The organism is Streptomyces sp. Qhu_M48, assembly GCF_051305195.1.
Taxonomy (GTDB): domain Bacteria; phylum Actinomycetota; class Actinomycetes; order Streptomycetales; family Streptomycetaceae; genus Streptomyces.
On sequence record NZ_CP195432.1, the window covers coordinates 6,997,574 to 7,017,100 of the forward strand.

A 19,527-nucleotide genomic window follows, 5' to 3' on the forward strand; every position below is an offset into this window, starting at 1 on the left:
CTGAACGATAGGACTCAAGGGGGAGTTGACGATCATGAAGAGAATCGCGGGTCGGATAGGCAGAAGAGCGGGAATCGCGGCCGGCCTCACCTCACTGGTGGTGCCGATGACGATCGCGCTCGGTGCGGCTCCGGCGCAGGCGGCGTCCTGCAACGTGACGACGGGCCCGTACCAGAAGCAGGTGGAGAAGTTCCTCGGCCGGACGGCCGACGGACGTCAGTCGCTCGCCGACTGCAAGGCCATCCAGGCCTTCCAGAAGAAGCACGGCATCACCCCGTCCGCGGGGTACGCCGGAGCGATCACCTGGCGCACCATGAACACGATGAACCAGCAGAAGGCGGCGGGGTCCAACCCCAACAAGGACCGCAGGTGTCCGACCAACAAGGGCCGGATCGCCTGCGTCGACCTCACCCGCCAGCTGACCTGGATCCAGGACGGCGCCCGCCTCAAGTACGGCCCCGTGCCGGTCCGTACCGGCAAGGACGGCACGGAGACCCGTACCGGCGCCAAGAAGATCTACATGCGGAACATCAACCACTGGTCGACGCTCTACCACGTCTCCATGCCGTACTCGCAGTTCTTCGACGGCGGCCAGGCCTTCCACTCGACCACCAAGTCCATGTGGAACCCGCCGGGTTCGGGCGGCTGCGTCAACATGACGTCGAAGGACGCCAAGGCGTACTGGGGCCTGCTCAAGAACGGCGACGACGTGTTCGTCTACGGGCGCAAGCCGGGAACCTGACCCCGACTGTCAGTCCGCTGCGGTAGCTTCCCCTCACCGGTACCGAACGGGTGCCGGTGAGGGTGAGTGGGGTGTGGACCCGATGAGTGACGCCGCGACCGCGACGACCGACGAACTCGACAAGTACCGCAGGGAGCTGACCGGTTACTGCTACCGGATGCTCGGATCGTCCTTCGAGGCGGAGGACGCGGTGCAGGACACGATGGTGCGGGCCTGGAAGGCCATCGACTCCTTCGAGGGCCGCTCCTCGCTGCGGTCCTGGCTGTACCGGATCGCCACCAACGTCTGCCTCGACGCGCTGAACGCCGGCAACCGGAGGGCGCGCCCGATGGACCTGACCTCACCCACGCCGGTCGCCCAGGCCCAGCTCGTGAAGCAGCCCGAGATCACCTGGCTGGAGCCGGTCCCCGACGGGCGGGTCCTGCCGTCGGCCGGCGACCCGGCGGAGACGGCCGTCTCCCGCGAGACCGTGCGGCTCGCCTTCGTGGCCGCGCTCCAGCACCTGCCGCCCAAACAGCGGGCGGTACTCATCCTGCGCGAGGTGCTCGCCTGGAAGGCGAGCGAGGTCGCGGAGCTCCTCGACACCACCGTCGCCTCGGTCAACAGCGCCCTCCAGCGGGCCCGCGCGACCCTGGCCGAGCAGGCACCGGCCACCTCGGACCCGGCGAACCCGCTGGACGAGGAGCAGAAGGCGCTCCTGGAGCGGTACGTCGCCGCATTCGAGGGCTACGACATGAAGGCGCTGACCGCGCTCCTCCACGAGGACGCGACCATGTCCATGCCGCCGTACGACCTCTGGCTCCGGGGGCACGACGACATCGTCGGCTGGATGCTGGGCGTCGGCGAGGTCTGCGCGGGCTCGAAGCTGGTGCCGACCGTGGCGAACGGCTCGCCGGCCTTCGCCCAGTACCACCCGGACCCGGCGGGCGGATACAGCCCGTGGGCGCTGATCGTCCTGGAGCTGCGCGACGGCAAGGTCGCCGGGATGGACTTCTTCCTGGACACCGAGCGCTGGTTCCCGCTCTTCGACCTGCCGGCCCGGCTAGAGGCCTAGGGTCCCGTCGAGTCCGGTCAGCAGGAGCAGGGCCCGCAGTTCGGGCCCCGCTCCGTCGAACCGGATCCGGTGACCGCCCCGCCCGGCGGCGAGCTTCAGCCGGGCGAGGGCGTCGACGGCGGTGAGGTCGGCGGGCGCGAGGGCGGCCACGTCGCAGACCACCACCCCGGGCGGCCCGGTCCCGAGCTCGGCGCAGAGCCGTGCCACCTCGTCCCTCGTGGGGCGGGCGGGCAGGGTCACGACGAGGGGTCTGCTGGTGTCCACATCCCTTGAGACCCGGGGACGGACGAGAACTCATCGCGGGCCCGGTCGCTAGGCTCTCGATCATGACTCACGAGCCTGTCGAACTGGTGATCTTCGACTGTGACGGCGTTCTGGTGGACAGCGAGCGGATCTACTGCCGCGTGGACCGGGAGGTCTTCGCCACCCTCGGGGCGGAGTTCACCGAGGAGGAGGTGGTGGAGCACTTCGTCGGCTCCTCCCACGAACTCCTCACCTCGATCCTGGAGGAGCGCATCGGCCGCCCCCTGGAGCCCGGCTGGAACGCGCCCTACCGGCAGCGGTACGAGGACGCCCTGGACGCCGAACTGACCGCGGTGGAGGGGGTCACCGAGGTGCTGGACGCGCTGTCCGTCCCGTACTGCCTGGCCTCCAACGGCAGCCACCCCACCATCCGCAGGAACCTCACGCGCGCGGGCCTGCTCGACCGCTTCGAGGGCCGGATGTTCAGCGCGCGCGACGTCAGCCGGGGCAAGCCGGCCCCGGACCTCTTCCTGCACGCGGCGGCCACCATGGGCGTCCCGCCCCGGCGCTGCGCGGTGGTCGAGGACAGCCCGTACGGCGTCCAGGCCGCCCGCGCCGCGGGCATGCGCGCCTTCGGCTACAGCGGCGGGCTGACCCGGGCGGAACGGCTGGCGGGCCCGGGAACGGTGGTCTTCGAGGACATGCGGACGCTGCCGGGACTGCTGGGGGCGACGCTCAGCTGACGGGGAACTCGGCGGTGTCGAGGGTGAGGCCGAAGGGGGCGGGGAGGTGGATCCCCCCGCCGAACGGGGCCGCGCCCAGGACGCGGTAAACGTCGTCCTTCGGCTCACCGTAGAGGGTGACGGTGGGGCCGCCGGGGGCGTACGCGTCGATCAGCAGGTAGAGCGGCACTCCCGCTCGCGCGTAGGCCGCCGCCTTCGTGATGCGGTCGTGGTTCGCGTTCGAGGGCGAGGTGACCTCGGCGACCAGTAGGGATGCCTCGGCCGGGATGTAGACACCGGCTTCGGTGAGGGCATCCTCCGGGACGACCACGAGGTCCGGGATGAACATGCCCGAGCGGGAAGGGACGGCGAGGGACTGGGTCTGGAAGATCGCCCAGTCGTCCGGGATCACGGAGTACAGACGTCGTTGCACCTTCGACGCCGTGGCATTGTGCCGGACAGTGGGTGACGGTGCCACGGTGATGATCCCCTCGATGATCTCCACCTTGCAGCCCTCGGGCCAGTCCATCGACTCCCAGCGACGGACCAGGTCTTCCCAGCCGTTTCCCTGGCCGTTCCGGGACTCGGCAGCGAGTGCGCTCATGGTGTGCTCCTCATTCGGTCGTCACCGATCCCAGCATGCCGAACGGGACCGGCGGGGGTCCACCGGTCCCGTTCACCCGAAGGTGTCAGAGGCATATGCCCACGACTGAGCTCAGGCGATGCGGTCCAGCACGATCGGGTTCGGGGTGAACTCCGTGCCCGGCGCCGCGATGTCCCAGGCCGAGCCCAGGGACTTCAGCGCGTAGTCGAACTTCTCCGGGGTGTCCGTGTGGAGGGTGACGAGGGGCTGGCCCGCCGTCACCGTGTCGCCCGGCTTGGCGTGGAGCTCGACGCCCGCGCCGGCCTGCACCGGGTCCTCCTTGCGGGCGCGGCCCGCGCCCAGACGCCAGGCGGCGATGCCGATGTCGTACGCGTCGAGACGGGTGAGGACACCGGAGGACGGGGCCGTGACGACGTGCTGCTCGCGGGCGACCGGGAGGGCGGCGTCCGGGTCGCCGCCCTGGGCCGCGATCATCCGGCGCCAGTGGTCCATCGCCGAGCCGTCGGCCAGCGCCTTCGCCGGGTCCGCGTCCTTGATGCCGGCCGCTGCCAGCATCTCGCGGGCCAGCGCGATCGTCAGCTCGACGACGTCCGCCGGGCCGCCGCCCGCGAGGACCTCGACCGACTCACGGACCTCCAGGGCGTTGCCCGCGGTGAGGCCGAGCGGGGTCGACATGTCGGTGAGCAGCGCGACCGTCTTCACGCCGCTGTCGGTGCCGAGGCCGACCATGGTGGAGGCGAGTTCGCGGGCGTCCTCGATGTTCTTCATGAAGGCGCCGGTGCCGACCTTGACGTCGAGGACCAGGGAGCCGGTGCCCTCGGCGATCTTCTTCGACATGATCGAGGAGGCGATCAGCGGGATGGCCTCGACGGTGCCGGTGACGTCGCGGAGCGCGTACAGCTTCTTGTCGGCCGGGGCCAGACCGTCGCCGGCCGCGCAGATGACCGCGCCGGTGGTGTCGAGGACGTGCAGCATCTCCTCGTTGGAGAGCAGCGCCCGCCAGCCGGGGATGGACTCCAGCTTGTCGAGCGTGCCGCCGGTGTGGCCGAGGCCGCGGCCGGAGAGCTGCGGCACGGCCGCGCCGCAGGCGGCGACGAGCGGGGCGAGCGGGAGGGTGATCTTGTCGCCGACGCCGCCGGTGGAGTGCTTGTCGGCGGTCGGGCGGGAGAGCGCGTCGAAGTTCATGCGCTCGCCGGAGGCGATCATGGCCGCCGTCCAGCGGGCGATCTCGGCGCGGTTCATGCCGTTCAGCAGGATGGCCATGGCCAGGGCGGACATCTGCTCGTCGGCGACCGCGCCGCGGGTGTAGGCGTCGATGACCCAGTCGATCTGCTCCGGGCTCAGCTCACCCTTGTCCCGCTTCGTGCGGATGACGGAGATGACGTCCATGGTGGTGCCTCTTTCTACGCGCATAGAGGGGGAAAGGAGGAGCGGCCCTCCCATCGTGCCGGAAGGGCCGCTCCGAAGTACTACTTCGCGAGGTGGTCCGGGCCGAATGCCTGCGGCAGCATCTCGGCCAGCGTGAGGAACCCGGCGGGCGTCTCCAGGACGAGTTCGGGACCGCCGAACTCGTGCAGGAGCTGCCGGCACCGGCCGCACGGCACCAGGGACTCGCCCCGGCCGTCCACGCAGACGAAGTGGGTCAGACGGCCGCCGCCGGTCGCCTGGAGCTGCGAGACGAGACCGCACTCGGCACAGAGGCCGAGCCCGAAGGAGGCGTTCTCGACGTTGCAGCCGGAGACCACCCGCCCGTCGTCCACGAGGGCCGCGGCACCGACCGGGAAACCCGAGTACGGGGCGTACGCGCGGGCCATCGCCTCGCGGGCCGTGACCCGGAGCCGCTCCCAGTCCGCCTCGGAGAGGGTGGTCCCCGGAAGGGCGGCCGTCACTTGCCCTGGCCCTTCCGGTACGGCAGACCGTCCGCCTTCGGCATCCGCAGGCGCTGCGCCGACAGGGCGAGCACCAGCAGGGTGGTGACGTACGGGGCAGCGTCGACGAACTGGCTCGGGACCTCGTCGGTCAGCGCGTACCAGAGGAAGAAGCCGCCGGCGAAGGCCGCGGAGACCACGCCGACCACGTACTTCTTCTTGTACAGCTGCCACACGGCGGCGATCAGCAGGAGCACCGCGACGAGCAGCAGCAGCGCGTGGACGTTCTCGGCGCCGCCGCGCAGCTTGAGGCTGTCGGTGAAGCCGAAGAGGCCCGCGCCGAGCGCCATGCCGCCGGGCATCCAGTTGCCGAAGATCATCGCGGCGAGACCGATGTAGCCTCGGCCGCCGGTCTGGCCCTCCTGGTAGATGCCGGTGGCGACGATCGCGAGGAACGCGCCGCCGAGGCCCGCGAGGGCGCCGGAGACGGTGACGGCGATGTACTTGTACTTGTAGACGTTGACGCCGAGCGACTCGGCGGCGACCGGGTTCTCACCGCAGGAGCGCAGCCGCAGGCCGAAGGCGGTGCGCCACAGCAGCCACCAGGTGGCCGGGATCAGCAGCAGGGCGACGACGGTCAGCAGCGACAGGTTGGTGACCAGGCCGCCGAGGATGCCCGCCAGGTCCGAGATGAAGAACCAGTGCTTGCCCTGGAGGTCGGCCAGCCAGTCGGACAACCCTGGGATGGTGATCTTGGTGATCTGATCGATGCGCGGCGACTGCTTGGAGGAGCCGCCCTCCGCCTCGGCGAACGTGAAGTTCGACAGGTACTGGGTGAAGCCGACCGCGAGGATGTTGATCGCCACACCGGAGACGATGTGGTTCACGTTGAACGTGACGGTGATGATCGCGTGCAGCAGACCGCCGATCGCGCCACCGAGGAGACCGAAGAGGACACCCACCCAGGGGCCCCACTGGTATCCGGCCCAGGCACCGAACCAGGTGCCGAGCACCATCATGCCTTCGAGGCCGATGTTGACGACGCCCGCGCGCTCGGCCCACAGACCGCCGAGACCGGCGAGGCCGATCGGCACGGCGAGCTGGAGCGCGCCGGAGACCTGACCCACCGAGGTGAGGTCGTTGGCCCCGGAGACGGCCCGGACGAACGAGAAGAGCAGGAGACCGGCCGCGACGATCAGCATGATCCACGGCCAGGTGAGCTTGCGGCGTCCGCCGCCCTTGGGCGCGGCGCTCGGCTTGGTGACAGTGCCGGTGCTCATGCCGAGACCTCCTTGTCGGTCTTGATGGCGCCGCCGGCGGCGAGTTCCTCGCCGACCTTCTGCTGCTGGCGGCGGAGGCCGTAACGGCGGACGAGCTCGTAGGAGACGACCACGGCGATCACGATGATGCCCTGCATGATCTTGGTGATCTCCTTCGGATACCCGTAGGTGTCGAGGGAGCTGGACGCCTTGTCGAGGAACGCGAAGAGCAGCGCCGCGAAGAGGATGCCGACCGGGTGGTTGCGGCCGAGCAGCGCGATGGTGATGGCGGTGAACCCCACGCCGACGGGGAAGTCGAGGCTGTACGTGTGGGACTCGCCGAGCAGCGTCGGCATGCCGGCGAGGCCGGCCAGCGCGCCCGAGAGCAGCATCGAGGTGAGGATCATCTTCTTGGCGTCGACGCCGCTGGCCTGGGCCGCGGACTCGCTGGCGCCGGTGGCGCGCAGGTCGAAGCCGAACCGGGTGCGGTTGAGGGTGAACCAGTAGACGACGCCGAGGGCGAGCGCGACGAACGTGAAGCCGTAGATGACTCCGTTGCCCTCGCCCATGTCGATGCCCGGGAACCAGCCGGACTCGGAGATCTCACCGGTGGTGAGGTTGTTCGAGCCCTCCGGCTGGACGCCGAAGTTCTTCGGCAGGATCAGCCAGGCCACCAGCGAGGTCGCGATGGCGTTCAGCATGATCGTCGAGACGACCTCGGAGACACCGCGGGTGGTCTTCAGGATGCCGGCGATGCCGGACCAGAAGGCGCCGGTCAGCATCGCGACGACGACGATCACGAAGATGTGCAGCGGGCCGGGCAGCTCGATCGAGGCGCCGACGAGCGCCGAGACCATCGCGGCGAGCCGGTACTGGCCGTCGACGCCGATGTTGAACAGGTTCATCCGGAAGCCGATGGCCACGGCCAGGGCTGCCAGGTAGTAGATCCCGGTCTGGTTGACGATCAGGACCTGGATGTCGGCGAACCCGGCGTTCTCGATCATCAGCCGGATCGGCTCGATCGGGTCCAGGCCCGTCGCGAGCAGCACCAGCACGGTGAGCACGAACGAGGAGACCAGGGCGAGCACCGGTCCCGCCGCGCCCAGGATCAGCTTGTCCTTGTCGATCTTCATCATCGGGCGTCACCGTCTTCGGACTGCTCTTCGTTGCCCTCGAGGCGACCGCTGGCCGCGCCGGTCATGGCGGAGCCCAGCTCCTCGGGCGTGATGGTGGCGGGGTCGGCGTCCGCGACGAGCCTGCCGCGGTACATGACCCGGAGGGTGTCGGAGAGACCGATCAGCTCGTCGAGGTCGGCGGAGATCAGCAGCACCGCCAGGCCCTCGCGGCGCGCGTCCCGGATCGCGTCCCAGATCTGCGCCTGCGCGCCGACGTCCACACCACGGGTGGGGTGGGCGGCGATCAGGAACTTGGGGGCGTGGCTCATCTCGCGGCCGACGATCAGCTTCTGCTGGTTGCCGCCGGAGAGGGAGGCCGCGGTGACGTCGATGCCGGGCGTACGCACGTCGTACTCGCGCACGATCCGCTCGGTGTCCTTGCGGGCCGCCTTCGGGTCGAGGATGCCGCGCTTGGAGTTGGGCGCCTCGGAGACGTGGCCGAGGATCCGGTTCTCCCAGAGGGGGGCCTCCAGGAGCAGGCCGTGGCGGTGGCGGTCCTCGGGGATGTAGCCGATGCCGCCCTCGCGGCGCTTGCGCACCGAGACCTTGGAGATGTCCTGGCCGTCGAGGGTGATCACGCCGGAGTCCGGGGTGGCCATGCCCATCAGGGCCTCGATCAGCTCGGTCTGTCCGTTGCCCTCGACGCCCGCGATCCCGAGGATCTCGCCCTTGTGGATCGTGAGGGAGATGTCGTCGAGGAGCTTGCGGCCGACGGCCGTCTCCTCCAGGACGACGACCGTCCTGGCCGGGTCCGGCGGGGCGGCGCTGGTCAGCGGAGCGCCGGAGGCGCCGCTGTCGACCAGGGTCAGGTTCCGCACGGAGAGCATCGGGACGTCGGTGACCGTCGACTCGCGGGTCTCCGGCGAGGGCAGCTCGCTGCCGACCATCAGCTCGGCGAGCTGCTTGGTGGTGGCGGTCCTGGGGTCGGCGGTGCCGACGGTGGTGCCCCGGCGGATGACGGTGATGTCGTCGGCGACCTTCAGGACCTCGCCCAGCTTGTGCGAGATGAAGATGACGGTCAGGCCCTCGGACTTGAGCTCGCGCAGGTTGTCGAAGAGCGCGTCGACCTCCTGCGGGACGAGCACGGCGGTCGGCTCGTCGAGGATGAGGATCCTGGCACCGCGGTAGAGGACCTTGAGGATCTCCACGCGCTGACGGTCGGCGACGCCGAGGTCCTCGACGAGGGCGTCCGGGCGGACCCCGAGGCCGTAGGCGTCGGAGATCTCCTGGATCCTCCGCCGCGCCTTGGCGCCGATGCCGTGGAGCTTCTCGCCGCCGAGGACGACGTTCTCCAGGACGGTGAGGTTGTCGGCGAGCATGAAGTGCTGGTGCACCATGCCGATGCCGCGCGCGATGGCGTCACCGGGGCTGGAGAAGGTGACCTGCTCACCGTCGATCGCGATGGTGCCCTCGTCCGGCTTCTGCATGCCGTAGAGGATCTTCATGAGGGTCGACTTACCGGCGCCGTTCTCGCCGATGAGGGCGTGCACGGTGCCCTTGCGGACCGTGATGGCGATGTCCTTGTTGGCGACGACGCCAGGGAATCGCTTGGTGATGCCGCGCAGTTCTACGGCGGGGGGGCTGGACGCGTTGATGACGCACTCTCCTTGGCCGGAAGGAGTGGGAGCGGGGGAGGGCAGGGCGGGGCGAAGTTATCGTGCCAGGGAGACATCTACACGCGTAGCGCTGCCGAAAAATGAAAACCCGTACGGGAATGGGGCCCGGCCCCGGTGGGAGGTCCCACCGTTGCCGGGCCTTGGGTCGTCGACCTCTGCTCCTTACGGAGCGGTCTTGACCGTGATCTTGCCGTCGATGATGTCCTTCTTCGCCTTGTCCACCGCGGCGATGAGGTCCGTCATCTCCTTGAACTTCGGGTTGGAGTCCGCCAGGGCGACACCGTCGGTGGCGAGGCCGTAGCGGACCTCACCGGTCTGCGGCTTGCCGTCCTTGACCGACTTGATCAGGTTGAAGACGGAGTCCGAGACGTCCTTGGTGACCGAGGTCAGGATGCTGTCCTTGTACGCGGCCAGACCCGGCTGGTTGTACTGGTCGGAGTCGACACCGATCGCCCACTTGCCGGCGGCCGAGGCGGCCTCGATCGAGCCGGAACCGGCCAGACCGGCGGCCGCGTAGATCACGTCGGCGCCCTTGTCGAGCTGGCCCTCCGCGGCGGCCTTGCCGAGGTCGGGCTTGGAGAAGCCGTCGAAGTTCGGCGGCTGGGTCAGGTACTGGACGAGCACCTTCGCCTTGGGGTTGGTGTCCTTGACGCCCTGCGCGAAGCCCGCCTCGAACTTCTTGATCAGCGGAACCTCGACACCGCCGATGAAGCCGACCGTGCCGGTCTTGGACGCCTTGGCGGCGGCGACGCCGGCCAGGTAGGAGCCCTGCTCCTCGTTGAAGACGAGGTTGGCGATGTTCGGGCCGGTCTTCGACGTGTCGTCGATGAGGCCGAAGGTGGTCTTCGGGTAGGCCTTGGCGACCTTCTCGATGGCCGGCGCGTAGGCGAAGCCGACACCGATGACCGGGTTGTTACCGGCGCGGGCGAGCGCGGTGAGGCGCTGCACCTTGTCGGCGTCGCCCTCGCCCTCGGAGGGCTCGGCCTCGGAGCCCTTGACGCCGAGCTCGTCCTCGGCCTTCTTCAGGCCCGCGTAGGCGGCGTCGTTGAAGGACTGGTCGCCACGGCCGCCGATGTCGTACGCGATGGCGGCCTTCATCGCCTTCGTGTCCGAGCTCGGGCTGGAGCCGGAGTCCGTCGAAGACTTGCCACACGCGGTGGCGGAGAGGGCGAGCGCCGCGGAGGCGATGCCCACGGTCGTGATCCTGGTGATCCGGCGCAAGAGGAGGGTCCCTTCAACACTGACCGAAAGCGCCTCTTCCGGCGCTGGTTTCGCGGCGATCGTAACGCGCGTAGATGTCAGTTAAAGACCCGTTCATGAGTCGTTATCGGATCGTCGCGAACCGGCCAGCCGAGGCGACCGGGGCGTTCCGCCCGGTACCGCCGGTTATATCGCCGGGCGGAGTGGCCGGGACAGGGGGCGGGGCGCGCCGCGCCGGGCCTGTGGGCCGAAGGAGGGAAGGCGATCGGCCGGACGGATGAGGGATCCGTCCGGCCGGAGGCCGGTGCCGTGGCGGGCCGGGGACGGGACGGTGGTCCGGGGGGGCCCGGGGCCCGGGGGGCGGGGGGGCGGGGCCCGGGGCCCGGGGGGGTCAGCGCCCCGGTGTGCCGTCGATCAGCGCCGCCGCCGTGAAGAGCTCGACGGCCGCCTCGATGCTCCGCTCGTCCACGTCGAAGTCCCCGGCGTGCAGGTCACGGATCCGGGTGTCGCCGGGGGTGCGGACGCCGAGGCGGGCCATGGCGCCGGGGACGTGCTCCAGGTACCAGGAGAAGTCCTCGCCGCCGAGGCTCTGCTCCGTGTCCTCGATCGCATACGGTCCGCGGCGGGCGGTCATCGCGGCCGCGAGCAGTTCGGTGACGCCGGGGTCGTTGACGACCGGGGGGACGCCGCGGACGTAGGTGACGGTCGACTTGGCCCGGTGCAGGGCCGCGATCTCGTCGACGGCCGCGTGCACCAGGTCGGGCGCCTCCCGCCAGGTCGGCAGGTCGAGGCAGCGGACGGTGCCGGAGAGCTCGGCGTGCTGCGGGATGACGTTGCAGGCGTGGCCCGCCTCGATACGGCCCCAGGTGACCGAGAGTCCCGAGCGGGCGTCGACGCGCCGGGCCAGGACGGCGGGGACGTCGGTGGCGACCCGGGCGGCGGCGGTGACGAGGTCCGTCGTGAGGTGCGGGCGGGCGGTGTGACCGCCGGGGCCGTCCAGGGTGATCTCGAGGCGGTCGCAGGCGGAGGTGATGGGCCCGGCGCGGAGCCCGATCCTCCCCGCGTCCACCCTGGGGTCGCAGTGGACGGCGATGATCCGCCCGACCCCGTCCAGGACTCCGGCCTCGATGGCGTCGGCGGCTCCGCCGGGGAGGACTTCCTCGGCGGGCTGGAAGAGGAGCCGTACGGCGTTCGGAAGGAGGCCCCGCCGGTCGAGATCGGCGAGGACGAGTCCGGCGCCGAGGACCGCGGTGGTGTGGACGTCGTGTCCGCAGGCGTGGGCGCGGTTGGCCACGGTGGAGCGGTAGGCGACGGTCTTGACGTCGGGGATGGGCAGCGCGTCGAGGTCGGCGCGGAGGGCGAGCATGGGCCGGTCGCGGTCCGGGGTGCCGATGTCACAGATGAGTCCGGTGCCGCCCGGCAGGACCTTCGGCACGAGGCCGGCCGCCTCCAGGCGGGCCTTGAGCGCGGCGGTCGTACGGAACTCCTGGTTCCCCAGCTCCGGGTGCATGTGCAAGTCCCTGCGGAAGGCGATCAGTTCGACGCGCAGGGGTTCGGACAGCGTTCCGGGCAGGGTGACGGAGCCTGGCTCACGGGACTTCAACTGGTTCACCCTTTGAAGGGTAGGCCTCCGGAGTGGTCAACTGCCCGTTGATCACAAAAAGTTCAGCCCGTTAGGGGAAAGAATCTCGGTTTGTCAGGCATGAAGGCCACTCCATATGGGTACGCTCAGCCGAATTCGAGCCGGTCGGCCGGGGCCGCCGCCCGCGCGGTGAGCCGGTCCACCTCGTGGGCCGCCGTGCCCGCCACCCCCGACAGGAAACCCTGCGCGCGCGGTGAGGCGCTCTCCCGCAGCCACTCGGGCGCGATCTCGCAGACCGCGACCTTCACCCCGGTGCCGGCCAGGGCCAGCGGCAGGGTGTGCACGACCGTGGAGGGGAAGCTGACGACCGTACGGCCGATGGGCCCGCGCCGGGCGATCAGCTCCAGGGGCAGTTCGGGCCGGACCACCTGCAGGCCCGTCTCGACCGCGATCCGGTGCAGCTTCTCGGCGCTCTCCCTGCGGTGCGCGAAGTAGCGGGTGGCGCCGTGGGTACGGGCCAGCTCGCCCACCACCCGGTCGTAGTGGGCCGCGTCGACCACCCCCGTCTCGACCAGCGAGGTACCGACCAGGTCCGCACCGCCGGTGAGCAGCGGCGGGCCGAAGCGGGTCCGGGTCCAGGCGAACGCGTTCTCGGTGACCGTGATGCCCTCGGGGGCCTCGACGGGCAGCGAGGTGAAGATCTCGACCGTACGGTTCCCGGTCGGGGCGAGACGCCGCCTGGCGAGCGAGCTCACCGGGGCGAGGAGCAGCTCGCGCGGGCCCAGGCTGCCCTTGCGGTGCCAGCGCACCAGCCGCTCGCCCCGGCCGATCTGGGCGGCGAACTCCATCGTGGCGGTGCCGTCGTCGACCACCGTCAGGTGCCGGGGGCCGAAGAGGGTCAGGAGCAGCTGGACGTACCGGGAGAACGGGTCACCGATGATCACCCGCTCCGCCGACCGCAGCGGCCGGGCGAGCTCCCGCAGGGTGCGGGCGAGCGCGCCCCGGCCGCCGCGGGCCTCCTGCCAGCGGACGGTGACGCCCTCGTCGCGGGCCAGCTGGGCCATCCGGCGCAGCTGGCCGCGCGACATGGGGTCGGTCGGCGAGAGGACGACGACCGTCAGGTCGGGTGCGGACCGCCCCGGACCCGTCGTGGGCCCGTGCCCCCCGGGGCGGGACGGGTGGGCGCGGCCCTCCGGCGGCGCCGTACCCGCGGGTGGACCGGGGACCGGGAGCCCGGGCTCGGCGAGGGTGGCGCCCGGAAGGGCGGCCCCCCGGCCGCCGGGGGCCGTGTCGCCCCCGGCGTCGGCGGGCGCTCCCGTGGCGGGAGCCTGGGCGTGCGCCCATTCCAGGACGTTGAGGAGCTGGACCGGGCTCTCGACGAACGCCAGCTGCCCGGTCATGCGGCGACGAGCCCCTGGACCCGGCGGAGCTTCTTCATCGGGCCGAGCTCCGACTCGTAGACCTTCTTGACGCCGTCACCGAGGGCGGTCTCGATGGTGCGGATGTCGCGGACCAGGCGCTGGAGGCCCTGCGGCTCGACGGAGGCGGCCTGGTCGGAGCCCCACATGGCGCGGTCGAGGGTGATGTGGCGCTCGACGAAGGTGGCGCCGAGGGCGACGGCGGCCAGCGTGGTCTGGAGGCCGGTCTCGTGGCCGGAGTAGCCGATCGGGACGTTCGGGTACTCCTCCTTCAGCGTGTTGATCACGCGGAGGTTGAGCTCCTCGGCCTTGGCCGGGTACGTCGAGGTGGCGTGGCAGAGCAGGATGTTGTCGGAGCCGAGGACCTCGACCGCGTGGCGGATCTGCTTCGGGGTGGACATGCCCGTGGAGAGGATGACCGTGCGGCCGGTGGCGCGCAGGGCGCGGAGCAGCTCGTCGTCGGTGAGGGAGGCGGAGGCGACCTTGTGGGCGGGGACGTCGAACTTCTCCAGGAAGGCGACGGCCTCGGTGTCCCACGGGGAGGCGAACCAGTCGATGCCGCGCTTGCGGCAGTGCTCGTCGATGGCGCGGTACTCGTCCTCGCCGAACTCCACGCGGTGGCGGTAGTCGATGTACGTCATCCGGCCCCAGGGGGTGTCGCGCTCGATGTCCCACTGGTCGCGCGGGGTGCAGATCTCCGGGGTGCGCTTCTGGAACTTGACGGCGTCACAGCCGGCCTCGGCGGCGACGTCGACGAGCGCGAGAGCGTTCTCGAGCTCGCCGTTGTGGTTGATGCCGATCTCGCCGGTGATGTAGACGGGACGGCCCGGGCCGGCGGTCTTCTCGCCGAAGGTGCGCAGACGAGTGCTCATGGTGCTGTTCCTTAGGAGTCGGGGGTGTTGAGCTCGGGTCCGAGGAGCCAGGCGGCGATCTCGCGGATCGCTCCCGAGCCACCCGGGGTGACGGTGACCGCGCGGGCCGCGGCCCGTACGGAGTCGTGGGCGCTGCTCACCGCGACGGGCCAGCCGACGAGGTGGAAGCAGGGCAGGTCGTTGACGTCGTTTCCGGCGTAGAGGACGCGCTGGGGATCGATGCCCTCGGCGTCGCACCACTCCTTGAGCGCCCGGTCCTTGCGGTCGATGCCGTGCAGGACGGGGATCTTGAGCTTGCGGGCGCGGGCGGCGACGACGGCGTTCTGTTCGGTGGAGAGGATGAGGACGGGCAGTCCCGCGCGGCGCAGGGCGGCGATGCCGAGGCCGTCGCCGCGGTGCGCGGAGACGAACTCGCGTCCCTCGGCGTCCAGGTGGACCCGGTCGTCGGTCTGCGTGCCGTCGAAGTCGAGGACGACGGCGTCGACGTCGGCGAAGCCGGGGGTGACCGGGGTGTCGAGGAGCGGCGCGAGGGCGCGGGCCCGGGCCAGGTCGTGCGGGTCGTCGATCTCCAGGACCCGGGCGGGGTCGGCGACGACGAGCGCGGTACGGCCGAAGAAGCGGTGCTCGTGGGTACGGAAGCCGGCCGCGTCCATCGCGTAGACGGCGCCGGTCTCCAGGTACTCGGCCTCCCGGTCCTGGCGGCGGGGGCGGTGCGCCTTGTCGTGGTTGACGCCGGTGGCACCGTCCTCGGCCGTGTCGCGCCAGAGGAAGCCGTGCGACGGGGCGGCGGTGAAGGCCGTGTCGGCCGCGCCCGAGGTGACGCGCTCGGCGGTCTCGGCGATCTCGGCGGAGGTCAGGAAGGGGCTCGTGCACTGGACGAGGAGGACCACGTCGGCCGGGCGGCCGTGGGTGGCCTCGAAGGCGTCCATCGCGTGCAGGACGGCCGCCTCGCTGGTGGCGGTGTCGCCCGCGATCGCGGCGGGGCGGCGCACGGCCTCGGCCCCGGCGGTACGGGCCGCCGCCGCGATGCCGGCGTCGTCGGTGGAGACCACCACGTGGGTGACGGCGCGGGCGCCCAGGCAGGCGCGGACGGCGCGGACCACCAGGGGGACCCCCGCCACCGGGGCGAGGTTCTTGGCGGGGACGCCCTTGGAACCGCCCCTCGCGGGGATGACGGCGAGGACGGTCGCCGGGGTCTGCGGGGTGGCGGTCATCAGAGTTCTCCCAGGCGGCGGATGACGGGGGCGACGCGTTGCACGCCGTGGCGGTACGCACCCCGCGCGGCCTCCCGGACGACCCGGCGGAGGCCGCTCTCGCGGGGCTCCGGGGCGGTGACGTCCAGGCGGTGGCGGGCGAGGATGCCGGGCAGGTAGCCGGGGGCCGTCTCCGCGGTGTAGTAGGGGGTGATCGGGGGCAGCGCGGGGAGCGCCAGGAGCCCGGCGACCCGGTCGCGGGCCGTGTCGAAGGCGGCCTCGTAGGGGCTGTCGGAGGCGACGCCCTGCCGGGCGAGCCAGGTCTCGTCGGGCGTCGGGGCGAGCCCCTTGTCGAGCCGGTCGAACGAGGCGAGGAGGCCCGAGCCCACGAAGTGGTGGTTGCCGAGCGCCTCACGGACCCCGAGATCGGTGAGGATCGCGGTGGGGATCCGCCGGTGGAGGGCTTCGAGGGCGGCCGTGGAGGAGACGGTGACCAGCAGGTCGGTCCGGTCCAGGACCTCGCCCATGTGCCCGTACACGAGACGGAAGTTGGGCGGCGGGTCCAACTCGCGGACCAGCTTCTGGAAGGGGAACTCCTCCAGGTGCGTGGTGTGCTCGCCCGGCTTGGAGCGGAGCTTGAGGAGCACCTCGCGGCCCGGGTGGAGGCGGGCGTGCCCGATCAGGCGCCGCAGGACGTAGGCGCGTTCGGTCCGGGTGGCGGGCACGGACGGCTGGGCGGCGAAGACCAGGGTGTCGCGGCCGGCCTCGGGGCTGTGCAGGGCGCCACCGAGGAAGGGCAGCGCCGCCTCCACGACCGAGTCGGCTCCGGCGCCCACTCCTTCGTACACGGCGCGGAAACGCTCCGCGTCGTGGCGGGAGTTGGCGAGGACGACGTCGGCGCCGTGCCGCAGGAGGAGTCCGTCGGTGAGCTTCTCGTAGACGACGCCGACGTAGCCGGTGACGATCACGGGGCGCCGTTCGAGGCCCAGGTCGGCCAGGCCCTGGAGGACGGCGCGGACGGTGCCGCCGACGAGGGCGAGCACGACGACGTCGAATCCCTCGCCGCGCGCCTCCGCGTCCCGGACCGCGCGCAGGAACTCCGCGCCCGTCACCTCACGCGGGGTGGTCGTGGACACCCCGGTCTCGGCGAGCTGGCGTTCGGTGGGCGTGGCCCGTCCCCGTAGGACGAATCCGGTGGGTTCGGCGGTCGCCGTGGTGATGCGGCGCGCCGTGAGGGCGCCCCATTTCCACCGGGTGTCGGAGTCGGCGAGTACGGCGACCCGTACCGCTTCTCTGGTACTTGCTGGCACGTCGAGGACGCTAGAAGGGCATTCCGCTTTCCGGCCCAACTGGGCCACAACAAACGGTGAACAGAGCCTCTCCGCCCGCTGAAGTGGGTCGCGATCAGGACGTACCGAGGCCGATTTCCCCTGCGCGGAAAGGTGGTTAATCGGCCCGCCGCTTGGTGTTCACCGAAAGGCTGCCCGCCGGTCGGTGGGAATGCCGGGGCGACGCCTAGCGTCGGCCGGGTGGTCAAGCTCTCCGTCGTCGTGCCGTTCTTCAACGTGCAGACATACGCCCCCGACACCCTCACGAGCCTGCGGGCCAACGCCCGCGAGGACTTCGAGTTCCTGCTTGTCGACGACTGCTCGTCGGACGGGACCCCGGAGCTCCTCGAACGGGCCGCGCGCGAGATCCCGGGTGCCGTCCTGATCAGGCACGAGCACAACGAGGGTCTCGCCACGGCCCGCAACACCGGTCTCGACGCGGCCCGCGGCGAGTACCTCACCTTCCTCGACGGGGACGACTGGCTCGCCCCCGGCTACTACTCCCGCCTGGTCGCCGCCGCCGAGGACCTCGGCTGCGACTTCCTGCGCACCGACCACGTCTCCGTCACCGGCAGGAACCGCGGGATCCGCCGCGCGCCCGTCCCCCGGCGGGGCGAGGTGCTGAACCCGCGGGACGCGATCCTGCCGGCGCACCGGACGACCTCGGTCGACTACCCGTACGCCTGGGCCGGGATCTACCACCGGCGGCTCCTGGACCGGGGTCTGCTGCACTTCACGCACGGGTTGCGGACGGCCGAGGACCGGCCGTGGATCTGGAAACTGCACCGCGAGGCGGAATCGTTCGCCGCGATCGGTGAACTCGGTGTCTTCTACCGGCGCGGAGTGGCCACGTCGCTCACCCAGATCGGCGATGTACGGCAATTGGATTTCATCCGCGCATTCGACCAGGTGATCGAGGAAACGGCGAAGGACCCTGAAGCCGATCTTCTTCTTCCCAAGGCCGTCCGTACCTATTGCGCGGTGATTTCCCATCACGTCGGTTCGATCGAACGATTCGAACCCGAGGTGGCGCGCCGGCTGAAGGCGATGAGCGCGGGCGCCCTGCGGCGGATGCCCCAGGGAGTCCTCGACGAGGCCCTGGGGGCGATGGGCGGGGACCGCGCGACGATGCTGCGCAGGCTGCGGCGACGCCGCCCGGCACCACCGCCGGGACCGGGTACGGGGTCGGATCCGGGTCCGGGCTCCGGCGGCTCGGGGGCGGGGCCTGGCCCGGGTGCGGGCTCCCGCGCGGGTACCAGCGCCACCTCTGCCCCCGCCTCCGCCTCCTCGGAGGTGGCCGCGTGAGCCCCCGCCGCACCACCCAGATCTTCTGCGCCTCCACCCTCTACGGGGCCGTGACGCTCGCCGCCGCCCTGGACAGCGGCGCCTTCGGTCCCGCCGACCGCCGGATCCTGCTCGTCACCAACAACGCCGCCGTCCCGGAGACGACCCCCGCCCTGGACGAGGCCGAGGGCTTCGACCGGCTGCGCGGCCGCTTCGACTCCGTGCTGTCCTGGAACGAGACGATCTCCCCGCTCCACCCGGGCGGCTGGACCCCCCGGCCGAGCGACCTGCCGATGCTCCAGCGCCATCTCCGCAAGCTCTGGAACCTCGGCGACGACCGCGTCGAACTCGCCCTGGAATCGCTCCAGGTGACGCCCGCGCTCGCCATCGCCCAGCTGCTGCCCGACGCGCCGATCACCGCGTACGCCGACGGGCTCATGAGCTACGGGCCGACCCGGAACAAGATCGACCCCCTGATCGGCGGACGCGTCGGCCGGCTGCTCCACCTGGACCTCGTCCCCGGTCTCGCGCCGCTGCTGCTCGCCGAGTTCGGGGCGGTGCCCGAGGCCGTACCGACCGAGGCGTTCACCCGGTGCGTCGACGAACTGGCCGGGCCCGCCGCCGCGGCGGGCACGGAGGACGGGCCCGCGCTGCTCCTCGGCCAGTACCTGGCCGCGCTCGACCTGCTGACCGCGGCCGAGGAGGAGGAGCTGCACCTGCGGATGGTCCGGGGCGCGGTCGCCCACGGCCACCGGCGGCTCGTCTTCAAACCGCACCCGACGGCCCCCGACTCCTGGTCGAAGGCGCTGGCGCGCGAGGCGGAGGCCCTCGGTGCCGAACTGACCGTCGAGGACCGGCCCGTACTCGCCGAGGTGCTCTACCGCGAGCTGCGGCCCGCCCTGGTCGTCGGCTGCTTCTCGACGGCGCTGCTCACCGCGCGGACCTTCTACGGGCTGCCGGTCGCCCGGGTCGGGACGCGCACCCTGCTGGAACGGCTCACCCCGTTCCAGAACAGCAACCGCATCCCGCTCACGGTCGTGGACGCGGTCGTCCCGCCTCTGGAGGACAGCGGGGAGGACGGCGGGCGGAACAGTGGCGCGGTCGGTACGGCGGAGCTGAACGACCTCGTCGCGGCCGTCGGCTTCGCGATGCAGCCGAAGATCCGGCCGGAACTCCGCGAGCCGGCGGTACGGCACCTGTCGGGGCCGCTCGCCGAGCACACCCGGCACCACTTCACCCGCCGCCGCCTCACCGTCCTGAACCTGCCCGGTGGCATCCCGCTCCCCCGCCACCCGAGGGTCCGCCGCCTGGCGCGGCGCGCGCTGCGGCTGCGGAAGGCGCTGAAGAGGTAGCCGGAAGGGGTGGCT

General features: G+C 71.4%; 18 protein-coding genes. 5 read left to right on the top strand and 13 right to left on the bottom strand.

Annotated features, from left to right (window positions below; all coding sequences use genetic code 11):
• Window positions 1-34 precede the first annotated feature (34 nt).
• Both ACRRSS_RS31290 and ACRRSS_RS31295 read left to right on the top strand, forming a co-directional pair.
• Window positions 35-742 carry a L,D-transpeptidase gene (locus ACRRSS_RS31290; protein ID WP_435974401.1) on the top strand — a complete coding sequence of 236 codons (708 nt, stop codon included), beginning with the start codon at window positions 35-37 and terminating at the stop codon, window positions 740-742.
• A gap of 82 nt (window positions 743-824) precedes the next feature.
• Window positions 825-1,796: a sigma-70 family RNA polymerase sigma factor gene (locus ACRRSS_RS31295; protein ID WP_435974402.1), complete on the top strand. Its 972-nt coding sequence runs from the start codon at window positions 825-827 to the stop codon at window positions 1,794-1,796.
• Here ACRRSS_RS31295 and ACRRSS_RS31300 read toward each other — a convergent pair.
• The gene (locus tag ACRRSS_RS31300; protein ID WP_435974403.1) at window positions 1,785-2,060 is read right to left on the bottom strand and encodes an STAS domain-containing protein; all 276 of its coding nucleotides are present in this window, start codon (window positions 2,058-2,060) and stop codon (window positions 1,785-1,787) included. The two genes, ACRRSS_RS31295 and ACRRSS_RS31300, sit on opposite strands and share 12 nt — an antisense overlap.
• 62 nt (window positions 2,061-2,122) lie before the next feature.
• Here ACRRSS_RS31300 and ACRRSS_RS31305 point away from each other — a divergent pair, with 62 nt between their 5' ends.
• A complete protein-coding gene (locus ACRRSS_RS31305) occupies window positions 2,123-2,782 on the top strand; it encodes an HAD family hydrolase (protein ID WP_435974404.1) in 660 nt (219 codons plus the stop codon).
• On the opposite strand, the gene ACRRSS_RS31310 is transcribed toward ACRRSS_RS31305, so the two are convergent.
• The 12 genes from ACRRSS_RS31310 to ACRRSS_RS31365 form a co-directional block, all read right to left on the bottom strand.
• Window positions 2,775-3,365, bottom strand: a complete 591-nt coding sequence (locus tag ACRRSS_RS31310; protein ID WP_435974405.1) for a Uma2 family endonuclease — start codon at window positions 3,363-3,365, stop codon at window positions 2,775-2,777. The genes ACRRSS_RS31305 and ACRRSS_RS31310 overlap by 8 nt on opposite strands.
• 111 nt (window positions 3,366-3,476) lie before the next feature.
• Entirely contained in the window at window positions 3,477-4,754 is a 1,278-nt protein-coding gene (locus ACRRSS_RS31315) for a thymidine phosphorylase (protein ID WP_435974406.1), read from the bottom strand.
• A gap of 80 nt (window positions 4,755-4,834) precedes the next feature.
• On the bottom strand, window positions 4,835-5,254 hold the full coding sequence (locus tag ACRRSS_RS31320) for a cytidine deaminase (protein ID WP_435974407.1): 420 nt from the start codon (window positions 5,252-5,254) through the stop codon (window positions 4,835-4,837).
• Entirely contained in the window at window positions 5,251-6,513 is a 1,263-nt protein-coding gene (locus tag ACRRSS_RS31325) for an ABC transporter permease (protein ID WP_435974408.1), read from the bottom strand. Before ACRRSS_RS31325 ends, ACRRSS_RS31320 begins: the two co-directional genes overlap by 4 nt.
• Window positions 6,510-7,628 (bottom strand): ABC transporter permease, encoded by a 1,119-nt coding sequence (locus ACRRSS_RS31330; RefSeq protein ID WP_435974409.1) that lies wholly within the window; start codon window positions 7,626-7,628, stop codon window positions 6,510-6,512. Before ACRRSS_RS31330 ends, ACRRSS_RS31325 begins: the two co-directional genes overlap by 4 nt.
• On the bottom strand, window positions 7,625-9,262 hold the full coding sequence (locus ACRRSS_RS31335) for an ABC transporter ATP-binding protein (RefSeq protein WP_435975467.1): 1,638 nt from the start codon (window positions 9,260-9,262) through the stop codon (window positions 7,625-7,627). The genes ACRRSS_RS31330 and ACRRSS_RS31335 overlap by 4 nt, the downstream gene beginning before the upstream one ends.
• A 183-nt stretch (window positions 9,263-9,445) precedes the next feature.
• Complete coding sequence (locus ACRRSS_RS31340) at window positions 9,446-10,504, bottom strand: BMP family lipoprotein (protein WP_435974410.1); 1,059 nt, start codon at window positions 10,502-10,504, stop codon at window positions 9,446-9,448.
• A gap of 370 nt (window positions 10,505-10,874) precedes the next feature.
• On the bottom strand, window positions 10,875-12,095 hold the full coding sequence (locus tag ACRRSS_RS31345; protein ID WP_435974411.1) for an amidohydrolase: 1,221 nt from the start codon (window positions 12,093-12,095) through the stop codon (window positions 10,875-10,877).
• A gap of 116 nt (window positions 12,096-12,211) precedes the next feature.
• Window positions 12,212-13,465, bottom strand: coding sequence for a hypothetical protein (locus ACRRSS_RS31350; RefSeq protein ID WP_435974412.1), 1,254 nt, complete (start codon window positions 13,463-13,465; stop codon window positions 12,212-12,214).
• Window positions 13,462-14,355, bottom strand: a complete 894-nt coding sequence (locus ACRRSS_RS31355; protein WP_351901680.1) for an N-acetylneuraminate synthase family protein — start codon at window positions 14,353-14,355, stop codon at window positions 13,462-13,464. Before ACRRSS_RS31355 ends, ACRRSS_RS31350 begins: the two co-directional genes overlap by 4 nt.
• An 11-nt stretch (window positions 14,356-14,366) precedes the next feature.
• Complete coding sequence (locus ACRRSS_RS31360) at window positions 14,367-15,569, bottom strand: cytidylyltransferase domain-containing protein (protein WP_435974413.1); 1,203 nt, start codon at window positions 15,567-15,569, stop codon at window positions 14,367-14,369.
• Window positions 15,569-16,858, bottom strand: coding sequence for a DUF6716 putative glycosyltransferase (locus ACRRSS_RS31365; RefSeq protein ID WP_435974414.1), 1,290 nt, complete (start codon window positions 16,856-16,858; stop codon window positions 15,569-15,571). Before ACRRSS_RS31365 ends, ACRRSS_RS31360 begins: the two co-directional genes overlap by 1 nt.
• Window positions 16,859-17,077: 219 nt before the next feature.
• Between ACRRSS_RS31365 and ACRRSS_RS31370 the strand changes: the two genes are divergently transcribed.
• Together ACRRSS_RS31370 and ACRRSS_RS31375 are read left to right on the top strand one after the other, a co-directional pair.
• On the top strand, window positions 17,078-18,181 hold the full coding sequence (locus ACRRSS_RS31370) for a glycosyltransferase family 2 protein (protein WP_435974415.1): 1,104 nt from the start codon (window positions 17,078-17,080) through the stop codon (window positions 18,179-18,181).
• On the top strand, window positions 18,178-19,512 hold the full coding sequence (locus ACRRSS_RS31375) for a polysialyltransferase family glycosyltransferase (protein ID WP_435974416.1): 1,335 nt from the start codon (window positions 18,178-18,180) through the stop codon (window positions 19,510-19,512). Before ACRRSS_RS31370 ends, ACRRSS_RS31375 begins: the two co-directional genes overlap by 4 nt.
• Window positions 19,513-19,527 lie beyond the last annotated feature (15 nt).

Coding starts and splice junctions, on each gene's coding strand:
- ACRRSS_RS31290 (WP_435974401.1), top strand. CDS start 35: ATGAAGAGAATCGCGGGTCGGATAGGCAGAAGAGCGGGAATCGCGGCC.
- ACRRSS_RS31295 (WP_435974402.1), top strand. CDS start 825: ATGAGTGACGCCGCGACCGCGACGACCGACGAACTCGACAAGTACCGC.
- ACRRSS_RS31305 (WP_435974404.1), top strand. CDS start 2,123: ATGACTCACGAGCCTGTCGAACTGGTGATCTTCGACTGTGACGGCGTT.
- ACRRSS_RS31310 (WP_435974405.1), bottom strand. CDS start 3,365: ATGAGCGCACTCGCTGCCGAGTCCCGGAACGGCCAGGGAAACGGCTGG.
- ACRRSS_RS31315 (WP_435974406.1), bottom strand. CDS start 4,754: ATGGACGTCATCTCCGTCATCCGCACGAAGCGGGACAAGGGTGAGCTG.
- ACRRSS_RS31325 (WP_435974408.1), bottom strand. CDS start 6,513: ATGAGCACCGGCACTGTCACCAAGCCGAGCGCCGCGCCCAAGGGCGGC.
- ACRRSS_RS31330 (WP_435974409.1), bottom strand. CDS start 7,628: ATGATGAAGATCGACAAGGACAAGCTGATCCTGGGCGCGGCGGGACCG.
- ACRRSS_RS31350 (WP_435974412.1), bottom strand. CDS start 13,465: ATGACCGGGCAGCTGGCGTTCGTCGAGAGCCCGGTCCAGCTCCTCAAC.
- ACRRSS_RS31355 (WP_351901680.1), bottom strand. CDS start 14,355: ATGAGCACTCGTCTGCGCACCTTCGGCGAGAAGACCGCCGGCCCGGGC.
- ACRRSS_RS31360 (WP_435974413.1), bottom strand. CDS start 15,569: ATGACCGCCACCCCGCAGACCCCGGCGACCGTCCTCGCCGTCATCCCC.